The sequence below is a fragment of the Streptomyces sp. TS71-3 genome (genome assembly GCF_018327685.1).
Classification (GTDB): domain Bacteria; phylum Actinomycetota; class Actinomycetes; order Streptomycetales; family Streptomycetaceae; genus Streptomyces.
Map to the genome: position 1 here is coordinate 2,861,730 of NZ_BNEL01000001.1, position 24,919 is coordinate 2,886,648.

Sequence of the window (24,919 nt, forward strand, 5' to 3'; positions counted from 1 at the left end):
CGACGTGATACCCAGGGCTGACGCCCGTACCTCTCAGGGATAGCGGCGCCCCGGAATGGGGCGCGGGGAACTGCGCGAGCAACTACGACTCACCGATGGCCCTGACACAACCGAGCCACCCACGACGGGCAGGTGGCCGACCGCAGGTCGCCGCACAGACGCGGCGGAGCCGCACGGCATCCTGACGGGCCCGGGTCCCCGGAAAGGGGCGCGGGGAACTGCGCGAGCAACTACGACTCACCGATGGCCCTGACACAACCGAGCCACCCGCGACGGGCAGGTGGCCGACCGCAGGTCGCCGCACAGACGCGGCGGAGCCGCACGGCATCCTGACGGGCCCGGGTTCCCGGAAAGGGGCGCGGGGAACTGCGCGACAAGCCACGACGCACCCGTGGCCCGAACACGACCGAGCCACCCCCGACGACCCGCCAGCCGACCGCAGGTCACCGCACACCGAGGCACCGGGTGCAACCAACCGCCGGCCGCCCCCGGCCGTCAGGCCGCCCCCCGGCCGTCAGGCCGCCCGGAGGGACGCCACGGTGTCCGGCAAGGCAAGCGCCCGGCACAACCAGCCCGCAAGGGCTGCCCGCTCGACCATCCCCGCCACGCTGACGTACTCGTGCCGCGCATGCGCCCCCTCACCGACCGCGCCGAGCCCGTCGAGCACCGGAACGCCCAGCGTCGCCACGAAGTTGCCGTCGCTCGCCCCGCCCACCGCGCACTCCCGCAGCTCCCAGCCCTGCTCGGCGGCCAGGTCCCGGGCCAGCCCGTACAGCCGGGCGATGCCGGGGGTGCGCTCCATGACCGGCCGATTCCACTCCCCGGTCACCTCCAGCGAGGCGCCCGGATGGTGGGGGTGCAGTGCGGCGAGCGCCTCGTCGACGCGGTCGGCCTCGGCCTGGTTCGCGACGCGCACGTCGATGTCGGCGACCGCCCGGCCCGCGGTGACGTTCCTGCGCGTGCCGCCGGCCAGCACGCCGACGTTGACGCTGGTGCCGGTGGCCGGATCGGCGAGGGCGTGCAGGGACAGCACCACGCGGGCTATCTCGTCCACCGCGCTGACGCCCTTCGCGGGGTCGAGGCCGGCGTGCGCCTCGACGCCGGTCGCGGTCACCCGGAACAGGCCGACGCCCTTGCGCGCGGTCTTCACCGCGGCATCCGCCGACGCCTCGAAGACCAGCGCCGCGGACACACCCCGCGCCGCGGCCTCGATGACGGGCCGGGACGCCGGGCTGCCCGTCTCCTCGTCGCCGTTGAGGACGAGCCGCAGCGGCGGCCTGGGCAGGCCGAGGGCGGCCAGCCCGCGCAGCGCCCACACCGCCTGGACGAGCCCGGCCTTCATGTCGAAGATACCCGGCCCGGACGCCCGGTCGCCCTCGATGGCGAACGGCCGCGCCGCCACGGTGCCCTTCTCCCACACGGTGTCGTAGTGGCAGAGCAGCAGGACCGGCGGCACCTCGGGGCCGTCCCCGGCCGCGGCGCCGCCGCTGCCCGGCCAGTCGAGCACGAGGACGTCCCCGTGCTCGCCCCCGTCGACGCGGCGCCGGGCGGCGGGCTCGCCCAGCGAGGCCGTCAGCCAGCGCTCCAGCCGGGCCAGCATGGCGTCCAGGCAGCCCTTGTCGTCGCTCGGGGTGTCGGTGTCCACGTAGCGGCGCAGGTCGTCCAGCATGTCGGTGCGGTGGTCGGCCACCCAGGCGCGCAGCGCGGCACAGTCGCCGGGCGCCCCGGTGTCGTGGCCGGATCGGTCGTTCAACGGAATCCTTCCCTCGGGATGGGTGCGTTCAGGTCGGTCAGGTGGGCCAGGTCGGTCAGGTTGCGCGGGTCCATGGGCCGGGCGCCGGACTCGACCTCGGCGAGCATGCCGAGCAGCTCCGGGAGCAGCGGTGCGGGCACGCCCAGTTCGGTCGCCCGGCGCAGCACCGGCCGGTAGTGATGGTGGACCTCGACGGGCCGGTGGCGTACCGCGATGTCGCGCCAGATGCCGCTGCGGTCCTTGGACTGGCCGCCCAGCCAGCCGACGAGCCGGTCGGTGGCCCGCTCGCGCTCCGCCGGATCGGCACCGGGCAGGTAGGCGGCCGGGGTGAATGCGTCGAACGGCTCCAGCACGAGCCCCGCGGCCGTCGCGACCCCCTCGACCTCGGCGGCGAGGGCGTGCATCAGCGGCCGGTGGCCGTCGATGAGCCCCGCCATCGGGGCGTCGACGAGCGCGGTGGCGGTGAGCATCGCGCCGAACGCGAGCTTGGCCCAGAGGTATCCGTGCACGTTGCCGGTCTCGCGGGCCGGCCCCCACGCCTGGAGGTCGGCGACGAGCCGCCGGACCCGTTCGCTGGGGCGGCCGTCCAGCTCGCCCACCACCAGTGCGCCGCCGCCCCCGTCGCGTACGGCACCGGGCGCGACGACGTCGGCGAAGAGGTTGACGAAGGCGCCCACGGTGCGGTCGGCGCCGGCGAGTTCGGCGATCAGCGACTCGTTCAGGCCGTTCTGGAGGGAGACCACGTAGCCGTCGGGCGCGAGCCGCCCGGCCAGCCAGCTCGCGGCGGCCTCGGTGGCGCCCGCCTTGACGCACAGCAGCACCCGGCGCGGCGCCCCCTCGGCCTCGTCCGGGGTGGTGGCGTCCACGCGGACCGTCCGCTCGCCGTCCGGGCCGGTCAGCGTGAGGCCGCGCTCCCGGATGGCCGCCACGTGCGCCGCGTCGGCGTCGACGATCTCCACCGGGTGGCCGGCACGCGCCAGGTGGAAGGCGAGCGTGCCGCCGATGGCGCCGCCGCCGACCACGGTGTACGGGTCCCGGGGGCGGGCCGATCCGGGTGCGGGCGCGCTCATCGGCCGGCCTCCCGCCGCGCCTCGGGTGCCGTCCCGTCGGGGTCAGACGCGGGTGCCGTCCCGTCGGGGTCAGACGTGGGTGCCCGCCCGTCGGGAACAGACGCGGGCTCCGTCCCGTCGGGATCGGCCGCCGCGCCCGCGGACCCGTGCCCGCCCGGCGGACCCGACTGCACCTGTGACACCCCCGGCCAGTGCCGCGGAAGCGCCGTCGTGCCCGCCGAGGCGCCGCCGTCCAGGCGGACCACGGAACCGTTCATCCACGCGGCCTCGGGACCCGCCAGCCAGCGCACCGCGCGGGCGATGTCCTCGGGGGTGCCGGGGCGGCCCAGCGGGTTGACCGAGACGGCCGCCGCGTACTCGTCCGTCACCGGGTTCACGGCGCTGCCGACGGTGACGAAGCCCGGCGACACGGCGTTGACGCGGATGCCGAGCGGGCCGAACTCCACCGCGCACGAACGGGTCAGCATCTCCAGGGCGGCCTTCGAGGCGCTGTAGTGCGCGGCGCCGTACCGGGCCCGCAGGGCCGCGCCCGAGGTGATGTTGACGATGGTGCCGGGCCGGCCGGCGGCCGTCAGCAGCCGCGCGAAGGCGACGCTGGTCAGCATGGCGGCGCGCACGTTGACGTCCATGACGCGGTCCCAGGCGGCGGCGGTCATCTCGGTCAGCGGCGTCGCCGGGTAGATGCCCCCGGCGTTGACGAGCACGTCCGGCTCGCGTCCCGCGAGGTCGCGGGCACGCTCGACGAGACCGGCGGCGGCCTCGGCGTCCGAGAGGTCGGCGACGAGGGTGCCCAGGGAGGTGCCGGAGATGCCGGAGGTGTCAGAGGTGCCGGGTGTGCCCCGGAACCGTTTCGCCTGCTCGGCCAGCGCCTCGGCGCGGATGTCGGAGGCCGTCACGGTGCAGCCGTCCGCAGCGAACGCGCCGCAGATCGCTGCGCCGATCCCGCCGCCGGCACCGGTGACCAGCACATGCCGGGGCGAGCGCTCGCCCGCGTGCGACGGGACTGGTTGCGAAGGGGCCGGGCTCATTCGATCTCCTTTCCCTTCGTCTCGGGCATGGTGGCGTACACGACCACGCCGATCAGCGCCGCGACGGAGAGGTAGACCCAGACCAGGCCGCGCAGGCCGTTCGCGCTCATCCAGGTCGTGATGTACGGGGCGGTACCGCCGAAGACGGCGACGGCCAGCGCGTACGGCAGGGCGATGCCGGTGGTGCGCACCCGCGCCGGGAACTGCTCGGCCATGACGACGGCGCAGTTCGCCGAGTAGCCCACGATGAGGACGAGGCCGACCAGTTCGACCGCGAGCAGCGTCCAGAAGCCGCCCTCGCCGTCGACCAGCCGGAACATCGGCCACGCCAGCACCAGGAAGCCGACCGCGAACGCCAGCATGGTCGGCTTGCGGCCCACGCGGTCCGAGAGCATGCCGCCGAACGGCAGCAGCACGATGAACACGGCGAGCGAGATGGTGTTGGCCAGCAGCGCCTTGTTCAGCGGCATGCCCGTGGTGACGTGCACGTACGCGGGCATGTAGCTGACCCAGAGGTAGTAGATCAGCGTTCCGGCGATGGTCACGCCCACCACGCGCAGCGCCGCCCTCGGGTGCTCCACCAGCATCGTGCGGAGCGGGTTGGCGCGCACCCGTTCGGCGGCGTCGATCCGGCGGAACGAGTCCGTCTCCGCGACCGACACCCGCAGCCACAGCCCGACGAGACCCAGCAGGCCGGACACGGCGAAGGCCAGCCGCCAGCCCCAGGACGTCAGCGCGTCGTCGGTGAGGGTGCTGGTGAGGATCGTGCCCGTCAGCGACGCGATGAGCGTGCCCGCGCCGACCGAGACCTGCTGCCACGACCCGGCGAACGCCCGTCGCGCGGGCGCCGCCGACTCCACCAGGAACGCCGAGGAGGTGCCGAACTCGCCACCCGCCGAGAAACCCTGCACCAGCCGGGCCACCACCAGCACGATCGGCGCGGCGACGCCGATCGAGCCGAATCCGGGACAGACCGCGATGACGAGCGAGGCCCCGGCCATCATCGAGATGGTGAGGGTCATGGCCTTCTTGCGGCCGTGCCGGTCGCCGTAGCTGCCGAGCACCGCGCCGCCGATCGGGCGCATCAGGAAGCCGACGGCGAACACCGCCATCGTGGAGAGCAGGGCCGCCTCGGGCACGTCGGAGGGGAAGAACTGGCCGCTGAAGACGGAGGCGAAGGTGGAGTAGACGGCCCAGTCGACCCACTCGACGGTGTTGCCTATGGATCCGGCCCAGATGGCGCGGCGGCGCCGGCGGGACGGGTCGTCTCCGGCCTGTCCCGGGACGGTCTGTCCGGGGAGGGCCTGCTCGGGGACGGCCTGTCCGGGGACGGCCTGTCCGGGGACGGTCTGCTCGGGGACGGCTTGAGGTTCGGGTGCCGGTACGGAGCCGGTGCCGTGGCCGGATTCCGACGCGGCTCCGGTCGCACCGGTCGCCGGTGTGGGCCGTGTCATCGTCCGCTCCCCTCCGGTGCGGGGCTCCCGGGCGCGGGGAGCCCCGGTGCCGCCAGGCCCGCCTGCTCGGCCACGTACCGTGCGAGTTCGGCGTGCGTGGCGTACCAGACGCCGGGGTGCGCGGCGATGTGGTCCAGCAACTCGGCGAGGACCGCCAGGCGTGAGCGGTGGCCGATGATGTGGGGGTGCATGGTGAGCTGGAAGACGCCGCCCTCGCGGTAGGCCAGGTCGAACTCGTCCCGCCAGATGCCCAGCACGGAACGCGGCGGCGTGTACGGGCGCAGCCCCGCGTAGCGCTCCATCATGAAGTACGGCGCGTCGTCCCTGATCCACTCGACGGGGATCTCCACCACCGAGGTCGGCTCGCCGCCGGCCAGCAGCTCGTACGGGTCGTCGTCGGCCATCAGTGACGAGTCGTACAGCAGGCCCATCTCCCGCGTGATGTCCAGGGTCCGGTCGGAGAAGTCCCACGAGGGCGTGCGGATGCCGACGGGACGCACGCCGGTGACGCGCTCCAGGGTGTCGGCGCTGCGCATCTGCAACTCGCGCTCGGCCTCCGGCGGCACCTGCATGTTCCGCTCGTGGATCCAGCCGTGGATGCCGACCTCGTGGCCCTCCGCCGCGTACGACCGTGCCTCCTCCGGGTGCAGCAGCGCGGAGACGGCGGGCATGAAGAAGGTGGCCGGCGCGGAGTGCCTGCGCAGCAGGTCGAGGATCTTCGGGGCCGCCACGCGCGACCCGTACTCGCCCTGCGACAGCTTGCCGGGCCGCGTCTCGCCGTCCCGCAGGGCGGGCGTCTCGTGGTCGGAGTCGAAGGACAGCGCGACGGCCGCCCGCGCGCCGCCGGGCCAGGCGGCGGGCCGTAGCGAGCGCCCGGCCCGTACCCGCTCGACGTGGCCGCGCCAGACCTCCTCGCCCCACTGCCAGGGCTCGGCCGCGGCCGTGGGCGCGGCTGATCCGGGGTGATCGTCTGCCATGGTGTGCTCCCATCGGCTGTGCTTCGGGTTCGGCTCGGTCGTGCTTCAGGCTTGGCTCGGGTCGGCGCTCGGGCCTGGCTTGGCCCTCGGCTCGGGCTCAGCCTTGCTCCGGCTCAGGCTTCGAACTTGCTCGGGCTCAGCCTTCGAAGATCTCCATGTCCCGGCTGAGGCGCTCGCCGGCGTCCAGCCGCTCGGAGCCGACGTGGCCGACGACGCCGAGGGTGAGTGCGAGGCCGAGGCTCGTGGCCGCGGTCATCGAGGGGAGCCCGCCCGGGGCGCGCCCGGACACGCGCAGGACGAGCTTGGCGTCATGGGCGAGGGAGGGGCTGCCGTCGTCCGTGATCAGCAGGATGGGGACGCCGCGGGTGGCGAACATCCTGCCGATCTGGGCGGTGCTGCGGGTGTACCTGCGGAAGGTGAGGGCCACCAGCAGGTCGCTCGGGCCGAGGTCCAGCAGCGGCTGGTAGTCGTGGAGGGCGGACGAGTCGACCGACCGCACCCCGTCCCGCACCCGGGCCAGCGAGAACGCCAGCGCCGCCGCGGCCGACTCCGAGGCCCTGCCGCCGAGCACCCAGACCGTGCCGGCCTCCGCGATCATCCTGGCCGCGCCGTCGAGCACGTCGTCGGGCAGCTCCCGCAGCGCCTCCAGGTTCCGCATCTCCCGGTCCCACACCCGTGCGTACCGGCTGCCGTCCTCGCCGGCCGGCACCCGCGGCGGCGCGAGCACGGACCGCAGGTCGGCACGGACGGCGTCCTGGAGCCGTGGATACCCGTCGAAGCCGAGCCGCTGCGCGAACCGGGTCACGCTGGCCGCGCTGACCCCGAGGCGCTCCGCGATCTCGGCGGCCCGCAGGAACGGCACGTCCTCCATGTGCTCCAGCAGGTGGTCAGCGATCCGCCGGTCCGTCCTCGACAGCTCCCCGGCACACGCCTCGATCAGGTCGGGCAGCACGGTGCTCCCTTTGCTCTCGTAGCCCTTGTTGCTCTCGCAAGCTTTGCAAGGTCGATTTCAATTGGGTGCACGCTACAATTCATCTTCCAGCTTGGGAACCCCCTCATCCGGAATCCATCGCTTCGGTGCCCTCGGGTGCTCGCGTCCAGGGTTCTCGTCCGGCTCGTCAGACCTTGCTGACCTGCGGCGTCGGCGGGGGCGGGCCCGCGCTGGGCGCCTTGTGCAGAGGGCGCGGGGGAGCCCCCGGGCGCGCGTGAGCGGAGCCCCCGGACGGTGGCCCGGCGGACGATGACACGGCGGGTCGGCGGACGGTGACGCAGGCGGGTCGGCGGACGATGACCAGGCGGGCCGGCGGACGACGACGAAGCCGGGCCGGCGGATGGTGATGTGGCGCCTCAGCGGATGGTGATGTGGCGCCTCAACGGATGACGAGACGGTGCTCGCCCGCGGGCACGAGCTCGCCGATGACCGGGGCGCCGGGCACCTCACCGGCGACCAGCAGCCCGCCGGAGGTCTGGGCGTCGGCCAGCAGCAGCCGGGTCGGCTCGTCCGCGGCGCCGAAGTCGGTGACCGGGGCGACCCAGGCGAGGTTGCGGCGGGTGCCGCCGCTGACGTAGCCGTCCCGCACGGCCTCCCGCGCGCCGTCGAGGTACGGCACGGCGGCGGCGTCGACCACGGCGGTCACGCCCGACGCGCGGGCCAGCTTGAACAGGTGCCCCAGCAGCCCGAACCCGGTGACGTCCGTCGCGCAGACCGCGGCGGCGGCCAGGGCGGCCGACGCGGCGTCGCGGTTGAGCGCGGCCATGGTGGCGACGGCCGCCGGGAAGACCTCGCCGGTCGCCTTGTGCCGGTTGTTGAGGACACCGAGGCCCAGCGGCTTCGTCAGGGACAGCGGCACGCCGGGCCGGCCGGTGTCGTTGCGCAGCAGCCGCGCGGGGTCGGCGACCCCGGTGACCGCCATTCCGTACTTGGGCTCGGGATCGTCCACGCTGTGCCCGCCCGCGACATGGCACCCGGCCTGGGTGGCGATGTCCAGACCGCCCCGCAGCACCTCCCGGGCCAGCTCCACGGGGAGCGCGTCGCGGGGCCACGCCAGCAGGTTCACCGCGACGAGGGGGGTGCCGCCCATGGCGTAGACGTCCGAGAGCGCGTTGGCGGCGGCGATCCTGCCCCAGTCGTAGGGGTCGTCCACGACCGGCGTGAAGAAGTCGGCGGTGGCGACGACGGCCTGGGTGCCGTTCGCGCCCGGCAACAGGACGACGGCGGCGTCGTCACCGCTGTCGAGGCCGACGAGCAGGTCGGCGGCCCTGGTGGCCGCCGTGGACCCCGCGGTGCCGCCCGCCGCTGGGGGCTGAGCCGTGCCGTCCGCGGCCGGGGGCCGGGGCGTGAGCCCCGCGACGATCTCCTCCAGCTCGCCCGGGGGGATCTTGCAGGCGCACCCGCCGCCGTGGGCGTACTGGGTCAGCCGGACCCGGCCGGCGCTGTCGTCCTGGGGCACGGTAGGGCTCGCGGTCGCCATCGCGGTTTCCCTTCGGGGGTAGGACTGGCGACGGGTCCAACGATCCCGGCGACGGTCCGTTCCGGCGGCCGGCCCCGGTGGTTCGCCCATGGTGGGCCGGACGGGCGAGCGCGCAGCGCGGCGCGTTGACTCCGGTCGGCCCCCCGGCTTCGATGGACGCTCGTCCGGACCGGCCGGCGCTCCCGCCGCCCCGGGACCGGGCAAGGAGGCGTAAGGGCGCCTGGTGGCCCTCCCGGTCTTCAAAACCGAGGTGTCCGAGCAACTCGGGCAGGTGGGTTCGATTCCCATCCGCCTCCGCGATTCCTGGGGCGTTGAGCTGCGGCGGTAACGGGGCCATTCGTCGTGTTGGTGAGTACCGTGGGGCCATGACTCTCGAAGCCGAGCCCACGCCGCGCCAGCACCAGCACCGGCTCATGTGGGAGGACGACCAGCCGGAGAACACGGAAGTGCCCGCCCGAAGCGGCGACCCCGTCACCGTGGATGCTCGGCGCGAACGTCGTGCCACGGTGAACCAGATCATGGACGGTATTGCGTAGAGAGCGGTTCTCCAGCGACCGTGCCGGGCCTCGTCATCCAGCGTGTCGGAACCGAGTCCACGGCCCAGTTGCGGCACATCGCCTCTCTGATCGGGGTTCAAGCCCTTCCGCACGGGTGATACGCGGTGTATCACTTCGAGCCCTGCCGAGGTGCGCAGGTGATACGTGGCATATCACCTGCCCGGCCGCCGAAGTGGAGAGTGACAGGCCACGTATCACTCAGGGGGTCTGCAACTTCCATAAGTGATACGCCTGCTACCTCCCGGAACTGACGCAGTGTCGGCAGCCTTTCGGGCATGAGCTGCACCCCTAGCCCCCGGGCTACGCCCGGCCGGGCCGCAGTCCTCCTGTACGCATGCGGTGCGGAGGCACGGCCCGCCCAGACGATGGACGCCCTACGCCGTTACGCGACCGCCCGAAACTGGGTGGTCCCTCGCTTGGCCGAGCTGCACGACGAGGACCCGGTCCTGCACCGCTCCCTGCGCCTCGGTTGGCAGCGGGCCCTCGACATGATCGGCGCGGGCACCGTGGAGGGCGTCGTGGCGCCGCATGCCGGCATGAGCGGCCTGGTGCCGGCGGTGGCCGCGCAGCATGGGCGCGGTGAGCGTGCACGCGAAGCCGCGGCGCCGGACCTGGACGCGGCGGCTCGAATCCGCTGCGGTTCACCACCCCGTCCGTCTGCTGTACCGCACCGACGAGGAGTTGGTGCAGCGCACCAGCTTGGGCATCGCCCAGGTTCTGATCAGTCGCCGTCGGCGCGTGGGCCGTGCTCCAACTCGCCCGCGCTCTGCTCACCCCGTAGCCCGAGGAAGCCATGATGCCGACGACCTGCGCGCACCTGCCGCCGTGCCCGCCTGCGGGCGCCGCGGACCGGGAGGCCGCCCACCCGGTGGCTCACCACCCCGAGCAGAGCTGGAGCCTCCTGTGCAACGGAGTCCTGCTCTTCGACACCGGCGAACTGCTGCCCGATGGGCAGATCATCGCCCCGCAACGGCCGCTCGCCACCCATCACCTGGCGGGGGCCTGACATGCACGAGGGTCAGCCCACACGCCCTCCCGCCGCGGACACGACCTGGTGCCACTGGCACAAGGGCGACACGACCACTGGCGTGTTCATCGACGTGATCGAGCAGGCGTCCGGGCCCGGTGCCGCCCTCTATGCCTGCGAGGCCTGCCGCCAGCGGCTCCGGCTGAAACCCGCCTGAGACCGCCCTGCCCGGCTCCCTCGGCTGCCGGCCCCGGCAGCAGCCACGGGCCCCGGCCAACCCCCCGAGTCGGGGCCCGGAACCCCACGACTCCCGCAGGCGCAGCACCGCGCAGGCGCGTTGCACCTGCGGGCGGCCCCGGCTCACGGGGCCACAACACCACGACAGGAGGACACCGTGACCATCGCCATGGAACATCCTGTGCAGACGGCCGACCCGGCCGACCTGCCCTCCCCTGAGGTGGTCGAGCGCCTCACCCGGCGCATCACCACCGATCACCCCGACATCGACACGCCCATGGCCCGCCGCATCGTCGCACAGACAGCCGCGTTCCTCGCCGCCTCCGGACACGCGCCAGGCCAGTCCCTCGCCCCCAGCAAGCTGGTGGACGTCGGATGGCACACCTTCATCCTGCACACCGTCGACCACGCCGACTTCTGCCAGCGTGTCGCCGGACGCTTCATCCACCACGTTCCCACCGACGAGCCGAAGGAGATTCCCGGCGGTCCCGCTGAGGCCCGCGGCCGGACCCTGATCGCCATCACCGCGGCCGGGTACACGGTCGACACCGAGCTGTGGCCCGAACTGGCGGATTGCAGCCAATGCCACGCCGGGTGCAGTGACAGTCCGAACTCCGGCAAGGGCAAGAAGTAACGCCACCGTGCGAGACTCCAGCCGCCCGGCCCCGGGGCCGGGCGGCTGGCCAACGAGCGGAGCACCTGTGACAGACACCCTCGCCTGGGACGCCTACGCCGGACAGCGACCCGAGCGCCGGCCCGTGAACGGCCGCGGCGAGACAACCTGGTTCAACTGGACACAGCACGCGGACCACGGGCCCGGCGCCGAACTCCTCGCGCTCCCCGACCGTGGGAGCGTGCTGGATCTCGGCTGCGGCAAGGGGGGCAATGCCGCGCACCTGGCCACCGTCGGCCACCACACTGCGGGCGTCGACATCTCACCGCGCCAACTCGACGCCGCCCGAACCCGCTGGGGCCACCTCGGCCGGCTCACCCTGCACCAGGCCAACGCCCTGGACTACCTGGAGGAGCCGGGCCCTGACTTCGACGCCGTCTACTCCGTGTACGGCGCCATGTGGTTCACCGAGCCTGCCACCCTGCTCGCCGTGATCCGCTCGCGACTGCGGCCCGGCGGTGTCCTCGCCTTCTCGCAGCGGCCACCCGTGGAGGGCTGCTACGGCTGCCAGGCCTCGTACATCCCCCACGCGGACGATGAAGACCCGTTCGTCGTGAGGCGCTGGGACTACGAGCCCACTGTGTGGACGCATCTGCTCTACGAGAGCGGATTCACCAAGGTGGCCGCGCAGGTCCTGCCGCCCCCGCTCGGGAAGCGGCGCACGGGCACGCTGCTGGTCGAGGCACGCGTCTGACAGCCGGGCGCCGCCTTCCCTCGCGCCACGAGGGCGGCGAGCGGGACGCCAAGTGGCGCCGCGATGGGGACGAGACCGGCGAGTAGGGGGCTGGCGTGGCTCTGCTCGATCCTATTGACGCCTGCCGGTCAAGGTCGGCCAGCTCGGCCAGGCGCTCCTGGGTGGGGTTCGAGTGAAGGCGTACCGCGCGGATGCGCTCGCCGACGGCCCGGCGGCGGGCGATGACCAGGCGGGTAGCGGAGCGGACGGCACTCGTCAACGCTTGCGGGACCATGTTCCCAGCGAAGCTCGCCTCAAGCCGGTCGCGAACTGCCGCAACGCCCCGTCCACGTGCCTCGTCCGACCGGACCGTCCACCTCCGCCCGTCCGGGTGCTCGTTCCCGCCGTGAAGTCCTGGACCGGCCCGGTCGGCCCCATCAGTCGTTGGCGGTCTCCTCACGGATGAGGAGCCGGTGCGACTCCTGCATCTCGTCGGGGAGTTCCGCGGGGGAGAACCATCGGGCCTCCAGGATCTCGAACGGGTCGATCGCCAGGTCGCCGCCGAGGAACCGGGCCTCGTAGGCGACTTCGACGCGCAGCCGGAAGCCGCTCCTGAGGTACAGCAGCCGGCCGGCCTCGACCTCCAGGCCGGTCTCCTCGCGCACCTCCCGGGCGACGGTCGCCGAGAACTCCTCGCCCCTGATCGCGTAGCCGCTCGGCAGGCCCCACTGGCGGCCCTCGGGCCACAGGCGGTGGCGCAGCAGCAGCACGCGGCCCTGATCGTCGCGGACGAGTCCGGTCACGCCCACCATGAACGTCGCGTGGGTCAGCCACAGCAGCCGCCACTGCACCGGACGGATCATCCACCACAGCCGGGCGATGATGCGCTTCATCCCTGCCTCCTCGGCGACCGTGCCGGCGCCGTGCCGGCCACCGGGGGCGCGTGCGGCGACCAGCGCTGCCTGGTGGTGCGCAGGGCGTCCAGACGGGTCAGTATGGCCGCTCGCAGCGTCGCGAACTCCTCCTCGCGACGGTAGTCGGGCTGCGCCGTCGTCTGCAGGGGGTGCTTGCGGTACACGCCTCCCGGCGTGCCCAGCATGCGTCCCGGGGCCACGGACGCGCGGGTGAGCACGAGCCCGATGGTCTCCATGGCGGGCAGCGCGGGCCAGCCGCCCACGGCACGGACGAGATCGGTACGCGCGGTCAGGTGTGTGGCCACCACCGGGAAGCGGTCCCGCTCGATGGCGCCAACGTACGCGCCGGGGCCGGGGTATCGAACCGCGCTATCGAACCGGGCTACCGGCAACCTCCCCCCGGACTCGCCCCATCGCTCCCGCCGTCCACCGAGTCCACCGCCCCCGGCACCTGGCCCCCCGGCCCCGCCCCGCACCGCCGCAACGCCCCCTCCACCCGGACCGTCCACCCCCGCCGGTCCAGGTGCTCCAGCAGCGGGATGGCGACGCGGCGGGTGGTGTCCAGGGCGCGGCGGGCCTCGCTCGCCGAGAACGGCTGGGGGAGGCCGGCGAGGATCGTGGCGGCCTCGGCGTCCGCGCCGGGCAGGAGGACGATGCCGTCCGCGATCCTCAGCAGGGAGCCCGCCGCGGCGGCCGCGGCCAGCAGGCGGGGGGTGAGGCCCAGCCCGGCGAGGCGGTCGGCCTCCGGTGCGCGGAAGGGGGCGCGGGCCAGGTCCGTGCGGACCGCCGCGACGGCGGATTCCGCCTCGGGGGGCAGCGCGGGGCGTGCCCGGCTGCCGTAGACGCGGCCGTCGCGCTGCCGCAGGCCGGGGCCGGCCGCCAGCAGTGCCTCGACCAGGCGGCGTTCGGGCAGGTCCAGCGTCTGACGGGCCGTCTCCAGCGGCAGGCCGGGCTCCAGCGGGTGCCGGACGGCGTGTTCCTCGACCGCGCGGCGGAGCCGGTCGCGCAGGGCGGACCAGTGGGCCGGGTCCGCCAGCCACTCGCCGGCCACCGGCTCCGAAGGCGGGCTCGCCCCCATCGCGAGTAGTTCCACGCGGTGCACCAGGCCGCGCCGGCGCAGCTCCGCGGCACCGTCCGGAGCGCCGGCGACCGCCCGCAGGTCCCGGGCCCGCTGCGCCGCGGCGCCCCGCCGGGCGAGCGCGGGCGGGCGGACGTCGAGGACGGTCACCCCGGCCGGGACGCGGTGCCTGCCCGGGTCCCGCAGCAGCGCCCGGTCGCCGATCCTGAGCGGCAGCGCCGTGGCCAGCCGCAGGCGGGCCGTGTCCCCGCCCAGCGGACGGACCGTCACCGGCACCGCCGCGGAACCGGCGTGCAGCGTCAGGTGCCGGGGCAGGTCGCGGGCCGGGGCGCCGGTCAGCCGGACGTCCACGGTGTCCGCGCCGAGCCAGCGCCCCGGCGTGAGCAGCGCGTCCCCGCGGCGCAGTGCCGCGGCGTCCGCGCCGTGCACGTTGACCGCGACCCGGGCCACCGCCGGCACCTCGGTCCTGGGCTCCTTGAGCGCCTCAAGGCCCCGCACCCGCAACGGCCGCCTGCCGTCCACGCCCACCAACTGGTCGCCCACCCGGAGCGTGCCCGCGCCGAGGGTCCCCGTGACGACGGTGCCCCGGCCGCGCACCGTGAAGGCACGGTCGATCCAGAGCCGTACGTCCGCCTCCGGATCCGGCGCGGGCAGCGCGCTCGCGGTGCGGACCAGCGCCCCGCGCAACTCGTCGAGGCCCTCACCGCTCATTGGGCTCACGGCCACGGACGCCACCTCGCCCAGCGACGACTCGGCGATCCGGTCCAGCGCCTCCTTGCGCGCCGCCGCCGGATCGGCGAGGTCGCAGCGCGAGACGGCGAGCAGCCCGTGCCGGGCGCCGAGCGCGTCCAGGACCGCCAGGTGCTCCTCCGACTGCGGCTGCCAGCCCTGGTCCGCGGCGACCACGAACAGCACGGCGGGGACCGGCCCCACGCCCGCCAGCATGTTCGCCACCAGCCGCTCGTGCCCCGGCACGTCGACGAACGCGGTCTCCCCGGCGCCGGGCAGCCGCGTCCACACGAACCCCAGGTCCAGCGTCATGCCCCGGCGCCGCTCCTCCGCCCACCGGTCCGGTTCCATCCCGGTCAGGGCCCGCAGCAGGGCTGACTTGCCGTGGTCGACGTGTCCGGCGGTGGCGAAGACGTGCACGGTTCACCTGCCGGGGGTGGTGGGGGCGGCGGGGGTGGGGGTGGTGACGGCGGCAGGGGCGGTGGCCGTCCGGTCGGGTGGGGTCGCGCCCACGGGGTCCTGCCCGGTCGCCGTGTCCCGTCCGGTCACCGCGTCCTGCCGGGTCACCGTGTGCCGCCCGGTCCCGGTCCCGATACCCGTCCCGCCCGCCGCCGGGGCGCACGCGTTCCGGACGGCGGCGGCCAGTGCCACGTCAGCGTCCTCCGGAACCGCCCGCAGGTCCAGCAGGCACCGACCCTGCTCCACCCTCCCCAGGACCGCGGGCACCCCCCGCCGCAGGGGCGCCGCGCAGGACGCGGGCAGGGAGACGGCGGCGCTGGGCAGCGTCACCCCCGGGGCGCCGCCGCCACCGATCACCGCCTCGCTGTCCACCGCCCGGCTGTCCACTCCGGCCGCGCGCAGCCGGGCCGCCAGGTGTTCGGCGCGTGCCCGGAGCCGTCCGGGGCCGGCGTGGAGCGCCGCGTGGACGGGGGTGGCGGGGCCGCGCAGGGTGGCCTCCAGGGCGGCGAGGGTCAGCTTGTCCACGCGCAGGGCCCGGGCCAGCGGGTGCCGGGCCAGCCGCCGCACCAGCTCCCCGCGGCCGAGCAGGAGCCCGCACTGCGGGCCGCCCAGCAGCTTGTCACCGCTGGCGGTCACGAGGTCGGCGCCCGCGCGCAGCCAGGTCGCCGCGTCGGGCTCGTCCGGCAGGAGGGGGTCGGGGGCGAGCAGCCCGGAGCCGATGTCCGCGACGACCGGAACGCCCAGCCGGGCCAGGTCGGCCACCCCGACCTCGCTGGTGAAGCCGGTGACGCGGAAGTTGGACGGGTGCACCTTGAGCACGAACCCGGTCTCCGGTCCCACGGCCGAGGCGTAGTCGGCGAACGCGGTGCGGTTGGTCGTGCCGACCTCGCGGAGCCGTGCCCCGGTGGACTCCAGCAGGTCGGGCAGCCGGAAACCGTCCCCGATCTCCACCAGTTCGCCCCGGCTGACCACGATCTGCCTGCCGCGGGCCAGCGCGGTCGCCGCGAGCGCCAGGGCCGCCGCCCCGTTGCCCACCACATGGGCGCCCTCCGCGGCCGGCACCCGCTCCATCAGCGCCTCGATCGCGGAACGGCCGCGCCGCGCCCGTAGCCCCGTACCGAGGTCGAGTTCGACGTCCGTGGTGCCGGCCGCGGAGAGCAGCGCGTCACGGGCGGCGGCCGAGAGCGGGGCACGGCCGAGGTTGGTGTGGAGCAGCACCCCGGTCGCGTTGACGACCGGCCGGAGCGCGGACGCGGTGGCGGGCAGCGCGGCCACGGCACGTTCGACGATCCCCGAGACGGGCACCTCCCCGGCACGCGCCCGCTCCTGCACCCCGGCCAGCACCGCCTTCACCAGCCCCCGCCCGAGCCGTTCGACCGCGGCGGCCAGCCGGGGATCGGCGAGCAGCACGTCCGTGCGGGGCAGCCGGCGGCGGGGGTCGCTCGCCACGGAGGGGTGGGCGTCCGGCACGGGCACGTGAGCCTCCGGCGCGGCGGGGGCGCGGTCCGGAACCGGGTCGCGTTCCATGCGCTGCCCCTTCGCTGAGAGCCGCTACGGACGGGCCGGCGGAACCGGTACGGGCGGACCGGGGCCGAGCGACCCCGAACGCTCGGAGCCCCGGGCGCCCTTCCGGCCCACCACCGGCGCGCGCCCACGGTACGACCGCCCCGCCGGGCACCCCCGGCGCCACACCGCCGGCCTCCGCGCGCACCCCGAACGCACCAACGCGCCGTACGCCGAACGCGTCATGGGGGGCGCCGCCGGGGAGCCGTCCCCGCGAAATCCGATTGGCTTCCGGCCCCAACGGTGCCAGGCACCGGCAAGTACAGGCCGACGTCCAGGAGGAACAACCGTGTCACTCACCAGAAACCTGTGCGGTACCGCCGCGGCCCTCGCCCTGGCCGGCGCCGCACTCATGGCCGCACCGTCGGACGCGGCAGCCACGCACGCGGCATCCACCCACGCGGCATCCACGCACGTGACATCCACGCACGTGACATCCACGCACGCGGCATCCACGCACGTGACATCCACCCACGCCGAACCCACCCGCACCCGCACCCCAGGCGCCCACCCCGGCGCCGCCCCCGCTTGCACCCGGAACGTCACGGACCGGAACGTCACCGGCCGGCCCGCGCTGGACGCCGTCAGGCCGGGCGACGTCGTCTGCGTCGACGGCCTCTCCCGTGGCCACCGGCTGGAGATCGACAAGGGCGGCACCGCGGACAAGCCCGTCACCTACTCCGGCAACGGGCAGCGGGTCGGCGGCATCGACATCGACGCCGACCACGTCATCGTGGACGGCTACACCATGGAGGGGCCGTCCGCTCCGGGCATCGAGATCCACGGCGACGGCGTCACCGTCCAGAACAACACGGTCACGGCCCCGCAGGGCGGCGACGGCGACGGCCTGCGCTTCTTCGGCGACGACATCACCGTCGCGCACAACACCATCTCCAGCACCGACAACAGCACCGGCGCGCACGCCGACTGCATGCAGACCTTCACCACCGACGACGAGGACGTGGCGAGCCGGAACGTGGTGATCGACGGCAACACCTGCCGGAAGATCGACAACATGTGCCTGATGGCCGAGGGCCCCGACTCCGAGGCCGGCGACGGCAGCGGCGAGGGTGTCTCGGAGTACTGGACGTTCCGGAACAACGACTGCCAGACGCAGCAGGCGTCCCAGACGCTGATGGTCGACGACGTGCAGCACCTGACCGTCACCGGCAACACCTGGGAGGCGGGCCCCGACCACGCCATCGGCCTCCAGAACCACGCGACCGGCGCCCACGTGAAGGACAACAGGCTCGACCCGTCCATCGACTGCGAGGTGGGCATCGACAAGTCGTCCATGGCGGGCTACGAGGGTCCCGAGCCCGGCTGCGACCCGTGAACCGCACCCGGGGCCACACCCGGAACCGCGCCCGCGACCGCACCTCGGACCACACCCGGGGACAGACCGGACGACCGCCGGGACCCAACCCAGCCCAGTCCAACCCAGTCCAACCCGGCGCGAACCCCCAGCGCGACCCCCCCCGGCGTGCCCCCCGTCGCACTCCCCGCCGCCACGCCCCCGCCGAACTCCACCCCGGCGAGGGCTAACACGAAGGCGTTCCGGGGTAGGTGGAGACCAGGTCATGCTGAGGGGGACGGTATGGATCCGACGGCGCCCGCGACCGGGGCCGCAATGCCGAGCGCCATGACGGCCGACGTGAGCGCCACGGCGACGAGCGGGCGCGTCATGCCCGCGGACGCAGCGTTGGTGGTGCACACCCTCGGCCGCGGAACGGACGCCACCCACCCATGAGCACCCCTGAACCGCCCGAGGACGAGGGCGCCGAGGGCGGACCCCGCGGCGTGGGCGACGAAGGCGGCGACCGCCCCGAGGGAACCCGCCTCCACGCCCAGGCCACGGATCGCGCCAGGATCTACCAGGCACTCCGCGACCTCCATGTCTCCGAGCGGCACCAGCACTTCTACTACCTGGACGGCGTGCGGGCCGTGCGCCGTGCGAAGTCCGGTGGGGAGCCGGGGGACTGCCCGTATCCGGGCCTGTCGTCGTTCGGCGCGGACCAGGCCCGGTGGTTCTTCGGGCGGGACGAACTGGTCTCCGACCTGCTCGTGGGGCTCGACCGGCGCCTGTGGGGCGGTGGCGGGCTGGCGGTGGTAGCGCCGTCCGGGGCCGGCAAGTCCTCGCTCCTCGAAGCGGGCCTGCTGCCCGCCGTCGCCGCCGGGCTGCTGCCCGTCGAGGGATCGCGGGACTGGCCGCGCGCCGTGCTCACCCCCACCGAGCACCCGTTGACGGAGCTGGCCGACCGGCTGGCCGAGGTCACCGGAACCAGCCCGCGGCAGGCGGCCGACGTCCTGGCCGAGGGGCCCGCGGAGTCCGTCTCGATGCTGCGCGAGGCACTGGGCAGGCAGTCCGGCGCCGGGCAGACCGGCGCGGCGCACCGGCGGTGGATCCTCGTCGTCGACCAGCTCGAAGAGCTGTTCACGCTCTGCACCGACGAGCGTGAACGCGCCGCCTTCCTCGCCGTCCTGGGCGCCGTCGCCGAGGCGGAGCCCGGGGGGAGGGGCCCGGCAGGGCTGGTCGTGTACGGGCTGAGGTCGGACTTCTACACCCGATGTGCCGAGTATCCGGGGCTCCGGTCGGTCCTCCAGGACGGCCCGGTGCTGGTCGGGTCCATGTCCGCGACCCGCGTCCGGGAGGCGATCATCTTCCCGGCCAGGGACGTGGGCCTGGAAGTCGACCCGGGTCTCGTCGAGGTGCTGCTGCGCGATCTCGGCGCACCGGCGCACTCCGGCGAGGCCGGCGACGGCGCCACCGCCGTTCCGGCCGGATACGAGGCAGGGCGACTGCCCCTGCTGGCGCACGCGTTGCGGGCCACCTGGCAGCAGCAGCACGGCCGCGCCCTCACGGTGGAGGGGTACGAGGCCACCGGCGGCATCGCCCGCGCCGTGCGCACCACCGCCGAGGAGCACTACACGCGTCTCGACGAGGCGGGCAGGGCGGCCGCCCGCGCCGTGCTGCTCCGCCTGGTCAAGATCGGCGCGGGCGGGGAGGACACCCGCCAGCGCGTCCCGTACGGCGACCTGCTGGGGCACGGCGGGGATTCCGCCGCGGCCATGGCGGTCGTCGAGACGTTCACCGGCGCCCGCCTGCTGACCCGGGAAGGCGACAGCGTGGAGATCACCCACGAGGTGCTGCTGCGCGCGTGGCCACGCCTGCGGGACTGGATCGAGGCCGACCGGCCCGGCAACCTCGTCCGCCAGGAGCTCGAAGCCGCCGCGGCTGACTGGGAGCACGCGGGCCGCGACCCGGGCATGCTCCACAGCGGCAGCCGGCTCGCGGCAGCCGAGGCCTGGGCCGGTTCGGCACCCTCGGGAGCCCTCAGCTCCACCGCGTCGGCCTTCCTCACGGCCTCGGTGCACAGGCGGCGCCGTGCCCTCGGCGTCCGCAACGCGGTGATCGCCGCCCTGGTCGTCCTCTTCCTGTCCGCCTGTACCGCCGCCTTCATCGCGCAGCACCAGAGGACCACCGCGCAGACGGAACGCGACAGGGCGATCTTCAGCCAGCTCACCGCCAGGGCCGAGGCCCTCCGCGGCAACCAGCCCTCGCTCGCGGCCCAGCTCGACATCGCCGCGTACCGCATGAGGCAGACATCAGGCCTCTACACCCACCTGGTCACCGACGCGAACAACCCGCTGTCCACCACCCTGACCGGGCACACGGGACCCGTCTACACCGTGGCTCTCAGCCCGGACGGGCACACCCTGGCCAGCGCGGGCTACGACGGCACGCTGCGGCTGTGGGACGTCCCCTACCCGGCTCGCACGAGGCCGCTGGGCGCACCGCTCCTCAGAGGCTCCAGCGCCATCGACTCGGTGGCGTTCAGCCCGGACGGGCACATCCTGGCCAGCGCCGGCACGGACGGCAAGGTGCGGCTGTGGGACCTCGCCGACCGCGCCCACGCCACCCCGCTCGGCTCGCCTCTGCCGGGACACACCAGTGTCGTCCGCTGGGTGGCGTTCAGCCCGGACGGGCAGACCCTGGCCGCCGCCGGGTCGGACGGCACGGTGCGCCTGTGGAACCTCACCGACCCCGCCTACCCCGCCCCGCTGGGCAAGCCCCTGACCGGCCACACCGGCGTCGTGAACGCGGTGGCGTTCAGCCCCGACGGGCATCTCCTGGCCGGCGCCGGAGCGGACGGCCGGGTGCGGCTGTGGGATCTCACCCATCCCTCCCGCGCCACCCCGCTCGGCTCCGCCCCGTCCCGTTCCGCGGGCGCCGTCTGGGCGGTGGCGTTCAGCGCGGACGGGCACGTTCTGGCGACCTCCGGTGCGGAGGGCACGGTGCGGCTGTGGGATGTCACCGACCCCGCTCGCACCGCCCCGCTGGGCCGGCCCCTGCCCGGCCACACCGGCACCGTCTACTCGCTCGCGTTCAGCCCGAGCCGGCACACGCTGGCCAGCGCGGGTGAGGACGGGACGGTGCGGTTGTGGGACGTCACCCATCCCGCGACCGCCGTCCCGCTGGGGTCGCCCCTGAGCACCAGCACCGGCCCGGTCTTCTCTGTGGCGTTCAGCGCGGACGGGCACGTCCTGGCCGCCGCCGGGGCGGACCACACGGTGCGGCTGTGGAACCGCTCCACACCCCTCGGGACGGACCTGACGAGCGGCAGGGGCGACGCCGTGAACGCGGTGGCGTTCAGCCCGGACGGGCACACCCTGGCCAGTGCCGGAGCGGACCAGGCGGTGCGGCTGTGGAACCTCGCCGATCGCGCCCATGACCCGTCGCCGGGGCGGCCCCTGACGGGTCACAGCAACCCCGTCGAAGCGGTGGCGTTCAGTCCGGACGGGCACGTCCTCGCCAGCGCCGGATCGGACGGCACGGTCCGGTTGTGGGACGTCACCCGGCCCGCCCACGCCACCGCTCTGGGCACGCTGACCGGCCACACCGGCCCGGTCCTCTCCGTGGCGTTCAGCCCGGACGGGCACACCCTCGCCAGTGCGGGTGACGACGGGACGGTGCGGTTGTGGGACGTCACCGACCCCGGGCACGTCACCCGGCTCGACCGGCCCGTGGCCGGCCACGGCAACCCCGTGAACGCGGTGGCGTTCGCCCCGAGCGGGCACGTCCTGGCCGGCGCGGACACGCTCGGCGCGGTGCGGCTGTGGGATGTCGCCGACCCCCGGCACGCCGCTGCGCTGGGCTCCCCCCTGAACAGCGGCACCGGGCCCGTGCACGCGGTGGCGTTCGCCCCCGACGGGCACGCCCTGGCGAGCGCGGGCACGGACGGGACGGTGCGGTTGTGGGATGTCGCGGATCCCCGCCACGCCGCTGCGCTGGGCTCTCCCCTGAACAGCAACAACGGCCCCGTGCGCACGGTGGCGTTCAGTTCGGACGGGCACACCCTGGCCAGTGCCGGTGCGCACGACGTGTGGTTGTGGGACCTCGACGACCCGGCCGACACGACCCCGCTCGACCCACCGCTGACCGGCCACAGCGGCCCCGTGAACGCGGTGGCGTTCAGCCCCGACGAGCAGACCCTCGTCAGCGCCGGTGACGACGGGACGGTGTGGATGTGGTCGATGAGCGCCGATCAGGCCATCCGGCAGATCTGCAAGTACACCAATCCCCTGACGCCCCGGCAGTGGAAGCAGTACGTGCCCCAGCTGCCGTTCACGCCGCCCTGCGGGTGACGAGCGCGGCCGGCAGCGTGGATGCTGCCGGCCGGGCGCCTCCGCTGTCGCGACGGCCTGGCGGAGAGCTCAGGAGCCACCGCCGGCACCCCGGCGTTTCAGGAACAGCGAGCCGGCGTAGAGGGCCGCGGCGACCGCGACGAGGCCCCCTCCCACCACCAGGATCAGATCCGCGGTGTCCCAGCCGCCGACCGCGTCACCGCTGGCCTGGGCCCGGTCCGAGCCGCCCGCCGCGGGATCCGGTTCCGGTTCCGCCGATGCCGTGCTGCCGCCGGGCGCCCGGGACGGGGTGCTGTGGGTGCCGTGGGCGCCGGCGCCGGCACTCGCGGACGCCGACGTGCCCGGGAGCGAGCCGGACGGGCTGCCCGTCGCGGCCCCGGAGGCGCTGGGGGCGGTGCCGGAACCCGGTGTCGTGGGGCCGGTCGGATGCGTCGGCGCCGGGGGCTCCTTGATGGCGAACGACAGGAGCTGGTTGTTCTGTCCCGGGTCCAGCCGGCACGGGGCGTTGAGACTGCCCTGGTTGACCTGGTCGCCGTTCGCGTTCCTCCCGATGAGGTGCAGCGTGAGGTCGTCGACCATGATCCGCCCGTTGCCCGGCCGGGTGAAGGTGACGGACGGCGCGATGCCGCTCGTGCGGATGTCGAACGGGCCGGACGCCGGGACGGGGGTCCTGGCCACGTTCAGGGACACGGTCTGGTTGCTGCCGCTCCCCGGCGCGTCCACGTGGATCCTCGCGTCCGCCGTGCCCTCGACGGTCTTCACGCTCACCAGCCCGAGCGCCTGCGTGGTGCCCCCGTCCACCGTTCCCACCGCGTTGATCGGGTAGCCCGGGGTGGGCCGGCCGACGATGTGGGTCTTGGACAGGTTCGTGTTGATCTTCACGCCCAAGGGGTGATCGTTGATCACCGGGTACGTGCAGGTGTAGTTCAGGTCGAGGGAGACCGGAACGGAGACCGCTGTCCCGGCTCCGAGGACCCCCACGATTCCCGCCGCGGCCGCCACCGCGGACGCGGCACCCAGGGCGCTCCTGACCCTTAAGGCCTTTCCCGGGCTTCGGCCGTTGCTCCTGGCATCCATGCTCACCACCGTTGTCCGATGCCGCAGAGGTACTTCGTCCTCGACCGTTGTAGCAAGCCCTCATAAACAAGGGGTATACAGCTGTGCGTTCGGGAACGTGTGGGTGCCCGAAGCCGTGTCACCGGCCGCCGGGCATGTCAACACGGCAATCGGAATTGAAGAGTCCGCTCACTGGGAACGCGTTCATGGATCACTCCGGTCCCGAAAGGCACGACAGGAACAGCGGCACCATCCGACCCTTGATGGGGGCGCCTCCGGGGCTTCCCGGAGGCGCCCTGACCGTGCGATACAGGCCGGAACCAGCCGGAGTTACTGGCAGGTTGCTGTCATGCGGGGCAAAAATCGCGGTTGAGCCCGGAGGGGCTGGAGGGAACGCCCTAGACTCGCAGTCGGAACTGCCGCTGAGAGTGGGAACGCCCCGGCAAGCGGTGGCGCCGGGGCAATTCTCTCCGTGAGACGGAAACCGGTCCGGCGAGTCCCCGTTGAACTGGTGTGCCCGTAATGGCGGCGATCCCACGGAATCCACCCGGCCGCCCGAAACCGAAATCGCTTCAGCATATCGCTATTGCACTGAGGAGATCCCGTGAATGCCAAGGTCCCGGTGAGCAGCACCGCAGTTCCGGGCGCGAGTGAGAACGAGGCGCAGAGCAGCGGGACCGCCGAGATGTGCGCTGCCGTCCGGTCCGTGGAACACATGCGGCCCGCCGGCGACCGGCTCCTGGACGACCCGTACGCCCACCACTTCATCCAGAACCCGCTGTACCGGTTCCTGTTCGCGCGCAGCGTCACCGCCATGCCAGCGGCACGCCTGTACAACTCCCTCTTCGAGGGCTGGGCCGCGGAGATCATCCTGCGCTACCGGCACAGCGACGAGCTCATGAAGCGCGCCGTCGACGGCGGCTGCCGGCAGGTCGTCATCCTCGGCGCCGGCTACGACTCGACGGCCCTGCGCTGCGCGTTCGACGCCGACGTGGTCTTCTACGAGGTCGACAAGCCGGACACGCAGGAGAACAAGCTGGAGATCATGCGGCGCAAGCAGCTCCGGCCGCGGTCCAGGGTCGAGTACATCGGCTGCGACTTCGCCGCGGGCGACGACGTGGTGGAGCGCCTCACCTCGCGGGGGTTCGATCCCGCCGAGCCGAGCTTCGTCAGCTGGCTCGGGGTGTCGTACTACCTGCCGCGGAGCGCCGTGCGGGACACCCTGGAGAAGCTGTCCAGGGCCTGCGCCCCCGGCAGCAGGGTGATCTTCGACTACGTCGTGCCGGGGGTGATCGACGGGACGATCGACCACACCGGCGCCCAGCGCGGACGGCGCTTCGCGGCCAAGCGGGGCGAGCCGTTCTCGTTCGGCATCGGGCGCGACGAGCTGGACGCGTTCCTGCCCGACGAGAGCTTCCGGGTCGTGGAGAACTTCACGGTGCCCGATCTCGTCGAGCTGTACGGGGACCCGAAGAGCTTCTGGCTCTCGGTGGCGGACTTCATCGGGACGATCGTGCTGGAACGGGAGTAGGGGCCGCGCGGCACCGAGCCGGTGCCGGTGCCGTCCCCCCGTCCGGACATCCTCACCCGCGGGAGAGCCGCGGCCCGCGCGCA

The 24,919-nt window shown here is 74.1% G+C and carries 20 protein-coding genes and 1 tRNA gene; 9 read left to right on the top strand and 12 right to left on the bottom strand.

Going from position 1 to position 24,919, the window contains the following annotated elements; genetic code table 11:
- Window positions 1-514 precede the first annotated feature (514 nt).
- The 7 genes from Sm713_RS40305 to selD form a co-directional block, all read right to left on the bottom strand.
- On the bottom strand, window positions 515-1,753 hold the full coding sequence (locus tag Sm713_RS40305) for a M20 family metallopeptidase (RefSeq protein WP_249416237.1): 1,239 nt from the start codon (window positions 1,751-1,753) through the stop codon (window positions 515-517).
- Window positions 1,750-2,823 carry a ketopantoate reductase family protein gene (locus Sm713_RS40310; protein WP_249416238.1) on the bottom strand — a complete coding sequence of 358 codons (1,074 nt, stop codon included), beginning with the start codon at window positions 2,821-2,823 and terminating at the stop codon, window positions 1,750-1,752. The genes Sm713_RS40305 and Sm713_RS40310 overlap by 4 nt, the downstream gene beginning before the upstream one ends.
- Window positions 2,820-3,851: an SDR family NAD(P)-dependent oxidoreductase gene (locus Sm713_RS11630; RefSeq protein ID WP_212909546.1), complete on the bottom strand. Its 1,032-nt coding sequence runs from the start codon at window positions 3,849-3,851 to the stop codon at window positions 2,820-2,822. The genes Sm713_RS40310 and Sm713_RS11630 overlap by 4 nt, the downstream gene beginning before the upstream one ends.
- Window positions 3,848-5,305 (bottom strand): MFS transporter, encoded by a 1,458-nt coding sequence (locus Sm713_RS11635; protein ID WP_212909547.1) that lies wholly within the window; start codon window positions 5,303-5,305, stop codon window positions 3,848-3,850. The genes Sm713_RS11630 and Sm713_RS11635 overlap by 4 nt, the downstream gene beginning before the upstream one ends.
- Window positions 5,302-6,282, bottom strand: a complete 981-nt coding sequence (locus Sm713_RS11640; RefSeq protein ID WP_212909548.1) for a polysaccharide deacetylase — start codon at window positions 6,280-6,282, stop codon at window positions 5,302-5,304. Before Sm713_RS11640 ends, Sm713_RS11635 begins: the two co-directional genes overlap by 4 nt.
- Window positions 6,283-6,418: 136 nt before the next feature.
- A complete protein-coding gene (locus tag Sm713_RS11645; RefSeq protein WP_212909549.1) occupies window positions 6,419-7,234 on the bottom strand; it encodes a MurR/RpiR family transcriptional regulator in 816 nt (271 codons plus the stop codon).
- Between the two features lie 418 nt (window positions 7,235-7,652).
- Complete coding sequence (gene selD / locus Sm713_RS11650) at window positions 7,653-8,753, bottom strand: selenide, water dikinase SelD (RefSeq protein WP_212909550.1); 1,101 nt, start codon at window positions 8,751-8,753, stop codon at window positions 7,653-7,655.
- 204 nt (window positions 8,754-8,957) lie between these two features.
- Between selD and Sm713_RS11655 the strand changes: the two genes are divergently transcribed.
- The 6 genes from Sm713_RS11655 (at window position 8,958) to Sm713_RS11680 (ending at window position 11,881) form a co-directional block, all read left to right on the top strand.
- Window positions 8,958-9,050: transfer RNA gene (locus Sm713_RS11655), tRNA-Sec, on the top strand.
- Between the two features lie 68 nt (window positions 9,051-9,118).
- Complete coding sequence (locus Sm713_RS11660; protein ID WP_212909551.1) at window positions 9,119-9,289, top strand: hypothetical protein; 171 nt, start codon at window positions 9,119-9,121, stop codon at window positions 9,287-9,289.
- 814 nt (window positions 9,290-10,103) lie between these two features.
- Complete coding sequence (locus tag Sm713_RS11665; protein ID WP_249416239.1) at window positions 10,104-10,316, top strand: DUF5999 family protein; 213 nt, start codon at window positions 10,104-10,106, stop codon at window positions 10,314-10,316.
- A 1-nt stretch (window position 10,317) separates the two neighbouring features.
- Complete coding sequence (locus Sm713_RS11670; RefSeq protein WP_212909552.1) at window positions 10,318-10,494, top strand: hypothetical protein; 177 nt, start codon at window positions 10,318-10,320, stop codon at window positions 10,492-10,494.
- A 177-nt stretch (window positions 10,495-10,671) separates the two neighbouring features.
- Window positions 10,672-11,148: a hypothetical protein gene (locus Sm713_RS11675; RefSeq protein ID WP_212909553.1), complete on the top strand. Its 477-nt coding sequence runs from the start codon at window positions 10,672-10,674 to the stop codon at window positions 11,146-11,148.
- Between the two features lie 67 nt (window positions 11,149-11,215).
- Window positions 11,216-11,881: a bifunctional 2-polyprenyl-6-hydroxyphenol methylase/3-demethylubiquinol 3-O-methyltransferase UbiG gene (locus tag Sm713_RS11680; protein WP_212909554.1), complete on the top strand. Its 666-nt coding sequence runs from the start codon at window positions 11,216-11,218 to the stop codon at window positions 11,879-11,881.
- A gap of 416 nt (window positions 11,882-12,297) precedes the next feature.
- On the opposite strand, the gene Sm713_RS11685 is transcribed toward Sm713_RS11680, so the two are convergent.
- The 4 genes from Sm713_RS11685 to selA form a co-directional block, all read right to left on the bottom strand.
- Entirely contained in the window at window positions 12,298-12,753 is a 456-nt protein-coding gene (locus Sm713_RS11685; RefSeq protein WP_212909555.1) for an NUDIX domain-containing protein, read from the bottom strand.
- A complete protein-coding gene (locus Sm713_RS11690; RefSeq protein WP_212909556.1) occupies window positions 12,750-13,082 on the bottom strand; it encodes a hypothetical protein in 333 nt (110 codons plus the stop codon). Before Sm713_RS11690 ends, Sm713_RS11685 begins: the two co-directional genes overlap by 4 nt.
- Window positions 13,083-13,156: 74 nt before the next feature.
- On the bottom strand, window positions 13,157-15,001 hold the full coding sequence (locus Sm713_RS11695) for a SelB C-terminal domain-containing protein (RefSeq protein WP_212909557.1): 1,845 nt from the start codon (window positions 14,999-15,001) through the stop codon (window positions 13,157-13,159).
- 3 nt (window positions 15,002-15,004) lie between these two features.
- Window positions 15,005-16,567, bottom strand: a complete 1,563-nt coding sequence (gene selA, locus Sm713_RS11700; RefSeq protein ID WP_212909558.1) for an L-seryl-tRNA(Sec) selenium transferase — start codon at window positions 16,565-16,567, stop codon at window positions 15,005-15,007.
- Window positions 16,568-16,892: 325 nt separating this feature from the next.
- Between selA and Sm713_RS11705 the strand changes: the two genes are divergently transcribed.
- Both Sm713_RS11705 and Sm713_RS11710 read left to right on the top strand, forming a co-directional pair.
- Window positions 16,893-17,939, top strand: coding sequence for a right-handed parallel beta-helix repeat-containing protein (locus Sm713_RS11705; protein WP_212909559.1), 1,047 nt, complete (start codon window positions 16,893-16,895; stop codon window positions 17,937-17,939).
- A gap of 410 nt (window positions 17,940-18,349) precedes the next feature.
- Window positions 18,350-22,249, top strand: coding sequence for a WD40 repeat domain-containing protein (locus tag Sm713_RS11710; RefSeq protein ID WP_212909560.1), 3,900 nt, complete (start codon window positions 18,350-18,352; stop codon window positions 22,247-22,249).
- 69 nt (window positions 22,250-22,318) lie between these two features.
- Here Sm713_RS11710 and Sm713_RS11715 read toward each other — a convergent pair whose 3' ends face one another.
- Entirely contained in the window at window positions 22,319-23,230 is a 912-nt protein-coding gene (locus tag Sm713_RS11715; RefSeq protein ID WP_212909561.1) for a DUF6801 domain-containing protein, read from the bottom strand.
- A gap of 679 nt (window positions 23,231-23,909) precedes the next feature.
- Here Sm713_RS11715 and Sm713_RS11720 point away from each other — a divergent pair.
- Window positions 23,910-24,836, top strand: a complete 927-nt coding sequence (locus Sm713_RS11720; protein ID WP_212909562.1) for an SAM-dependent methyltransferase — start codon at window positions 23,910-23,912, stop codon at window positions 24,834-24,836.
- Window positions 24,837-24,919 lie beyond the last annotated feature (83 nt).